Source organism: Aestuariivirga sp. (genome assembly GCF_044238155.1).
GTDB lineage: Bacteria > Pseudomonadota > Alphaproteobacteria > Rhizobiales > Aestuariivirgaceae > Aestuariivirga.
On record NZ_JBIIDX010000222.1, the window covers coordinates 1 to 3,602 of the forward strand.

Annotated in this window: 3 protein-coding genes; all 3 read left to right on the forward strand. The window is 66.8% G+C overall.

What is annotated here, in order from left to right:
• The coding region (locus ACILRN_RS16220; protein WP_395690002.1) for an ATP-binding protein at positions 1 to 957 on the forward strand (957 nt) is incomplete at its 5' end.
• Positions 954 to 1,187: a hypothetical protein gene (locus ACILRN_RS16225; protein WP_395690003.1), complete on the forward strand. Its 234-nt coding sequence runs from the start codon at positions 954 to 956 to the stop codon at positions 1,185 to 1,187. The genes ACILRN_RS16220 and ACILRN_RS16225, both read left to right, overlap by 4 nt.
• The coding region (locus ACILRN_RS16230; protein WP_395690004.1) for a DUF4157 domain-containing protein at positions 1,184 to 3,602 on the forward strand (2,419 nt) is incomplete at its 3' end. The genes ACILRN_RS16225 and ACILRN_RS16230, both read left to right, overlap by 4 nt.

Below are 3,602 nucleotides of genomic sequence, written 5' to 3' on the forward strand. Positions count from 1 at the left end.
GCAGTCGCCGCGCAATTCGTCCTGTCCGCATCGGCCTTGCGCGCCGTTGCGGCGCGGGCCGCCGCGCGGCCGCGTGGCGTGGCGCTGCGCGGCGCGCTTTGGGATGCCGCACGCGAGGAGGCGCGGCTGCGTTTCGACGGCCTGGCAGAGCGGATTGAGACGCGGGCGGGCTGGGACGACCTGATCCTGCCGCCCGCGCGCAAGGCGATGCTGCGGCAGATCGAAACGCAGCTTGCCGAACGGATGCGTGTCTATGAACGCTGGGGCTTTCGGGAGCGCCTTTCAGAGCGCGGGCTGGGCATTACGGCGCTGTTCGCGGGCCCGTCAGGCGTCGGCAAGACGCTGGCGGGGGAGGTGATCGCGCATGCGCTGAAGCTTGACCTGCACCGAATTGATCTTTCTGCTGTCGTTTCAAAGTACATCGGGGAGACCGAGAAGAATCTTCGCCGTGTCTTTGATGCGGCTGAGGCCAGTGGCGCCGTGCTGCTGCTTGATGAGGCGGATGCGCTGCTCGGCAAGCGTAGTGAGGTCAAGGACAGCCACGACCGCTACGCCAACATCGAGGTCAGCTACCTGCTGCAGCGCATGGAAAGCTATACCGGCCTTGCCATTCTGACCACCAACATGAAACAGAATATTGACAGTGCCTTCCTGCGGCGTATTCGCTTCGTGGTGGACTTTCCCTTCCCGACGGTCGAGGAACGTGAGGCGATCTGGACACGCGTCTTCCCGCGTCGCCTCCCGCGGGAGGCGTTGGATCCGCGCCGCCTTGCGCAGATGAACCTGGCTGGCGGCGCGATCCGCAATGTGGCGCTGAACGCGGCGTTCCTTGCGGCGGCGGATGGTGGCGTGGTGCGGTCCGCGCATGTGCTGGCCGCAGCGCGCAGTGAATACGCAAAGCTCGAGAAGCCACTGACTGAGGGCGAGCTGCGTGGCTGGGGCCAGATGTCATCATGACCCGCCGCATTCGCATTGACACGCTTGTTCTGGAAAACGTGCCCGCAGGCCAGCGCGGTCCGCTGCTGCGCGCCTTCCGGGCCGAGCTGGCGCGTCTGGCCGCGCAACCACCCGCCGCGGCGCCACCCACGCGCCCATCCCACGCGGTGCAGCCCGCGCCGGCGTCCGGCAGTGCGGCCGGGCTGAGCGCGGCGGCGGTCGTGGCCCGCCGGATTGGGGGCGACCGATGAGCCGCCCTGCGCCCCTTCAACTGCCCCGGTCGCGGGTGGCCATCACCGCCCCACCGATCGCCCAGCGCGCACCGCAAGCCGAGGACAACATTGGCGCCGCCGCCGCACCCTTCGCGCTCGGCGCACTGAACGTCAGCCCGCAGCCGCAGCGCAGCGCTGTGACCGAGGTCGGCCCCGCCGACGACGTGCATGAGCGGGAGGCGGATGCCATTGCGCGGACCGTCATGCGCATGCCCGCCGATGTCGAACTGCAGGAGGCGCCGGAGGGCGTGCAGCGCGCCTGCGCGGCCTGCGAGGCGGAAGACAAGGTACAGCGCCTCGGCGTGGAGGAGGCGGAGCGCGAGCATGGCCCGCCCGATCTCGCGGCGACGCCGCGGCAGCTGACCTCGGGCGGCGCGCCGCTCGGCGCGGGGCTGCGCGGCTTCTACGAAAGCCGCCTGGGGCGGGACCTGTCGGGGGTGCGCATCCACCAGGGCGGGGCGGCCGAGGCCATGGCCGACAGCATCAGCGCGCGCGCCTTCACCTATGGCAGCCACATCTGGCTCGGCCGCGGCGAAAGCGCGGCACCGAGCGAGACGCTGAGCCACGAGATGGCGCATGTGCTGCAGCAGACGCAGCCGGCTTCGCTCGGCGACGACGCGGCCGAGGCGGGGGCGGCGGCGCCCGCGGCGCAGCGCTCCGCACGCTGGGTGCCGCTCAAACCCGCCGCCGGCGAGAAGGATTTCGAGGAGAATAGAAGCGGAGCCCACGATGCGGTGATCATGGAGGTGTCGAAGGACGCGGGCAACGCCGACCTGCTGGCGGAAGTCCCGATTCCTAATGGCGGCTTTCATAGGCTTCGCGGTCGTTCCAACGGCTACGCCGATTTCTACAAGGCTGAGCCCGCCCTGAGGCTGCCTGGCGTCATCGCCGCGAAGGACCCGGCCGCGAAACCGTCCGCCAAGGAGGAGCAAGCGACCAAGGAAGTGGCGTCGGGTCAGACGGAACTCACCCCCGATGACGGCCCGCCAGAGCCGCCGCCCGATACGTCCCGGGTCAAGAAGCCGCATGTGCCGGCGCCACCCAACCAGCAGGTCGAAAATTACGACGTGGACGATTGGCAGCCACCCTGGTTCACTACCTGGAAGGAGAAAAACCCTAAAGCCGATACAGCCGGGCTCGAGAAGGCACCGATTTCGAAGGGCCACCGCCTCAACCGGGACAAAATAAAACAATACCAGAATCCGCGGGTCGAGAATGACAAGGTCGTCGGCCTGGACAAGGCGCCGACGACCATCGCGCTCGGTGAGCTCAAGCCCGGCCACAACTTAAAGGCAAGGGAGGGCGGGCAGAAACAGCTGGACCGCTACATCGCTGGACTGACGCAGGTGAAGGAGGCGGTGAACGCGGTGAAGCCGGAGCAGCGCGATGGCCCCGGCACCTGGGCACTCAAAATCAACAAGATGTCTAAAGGCGAGATCAGCGTTCCCCCAGGGCTGCATCCGCGCGCCGCCAAACCTACCTTCCCGCGCGATCTAGAGCTGAAGGTTAAGAGCGAGCCGTTGCGGAATCCGATCAAAGCCCCGGGCCATCTCGCCTTCGGGAAAGATCCACAGGGTGCCGGCATTTGGAACTACGTCTTCGTCCCGCGCAATGCGCCGCCCACGAAGAAGCTCACCGCAGGGCAGAGCGATGCGTTTGAGAAACACGTGAAGGATCTGAACAAGCTCATTGCTAAGCTGAAGAAGAACGCAACCAAGGTGAAGGCTCGCCGCCGCGCGATGGCGGCGCGCCCGGCGAAGCGTCACGTGATCCGCCGCAACACGAAGCCGCGGAAGGACAGCTTCGAATTGGATGCCTGGGAGAAGGATCGCAAGGCCCTCGCCGGTCGCTTCAATGCTTGGAAGTCCACCGATCCCGGGGCGCGGACGATCGAGCAGCAGCAGGCAGTGCGGGAGGCCTATGAGAAGATCGCCGAGGAAATCAAGGGCGTCTCGGCGCCGGCCACCTCCGCGCAGGAGCGCGCCGACAGCAAGATGCTGCACCGGCTGGAGCGCATCGCCGATCGTAAATTTGGCCCTTTGCTGGGGAAGCTTCGCGACAAGTTCGGCTTCATCTTTGTCAAGCTAGCGAATGCCTATGACAACTTCCGCAAGAAGCTCGACGATCGGAAGAAGCGCGCCCCAGGCGATGCGCCGGCGGCCTTCGCCGGCTGGAAGAAGAAGGCGATCCGGCTCCTGATCAAGGCGGCCACGGTCGGCGCAGGGCTGCTGATGGAGCAGGTGGTACAGCATTTCGCCACCTGCATCGACGGCCTGGCCGACCAGGTCGTCGCGAAGTTCGAGGGCGAGCTGGAGGAGAATTTCGGCGAGGAGATGGATCGCATCATCGATGCCTTCGACACGCTCCGCAAGCGGATCGAGACCGAGCTCGACC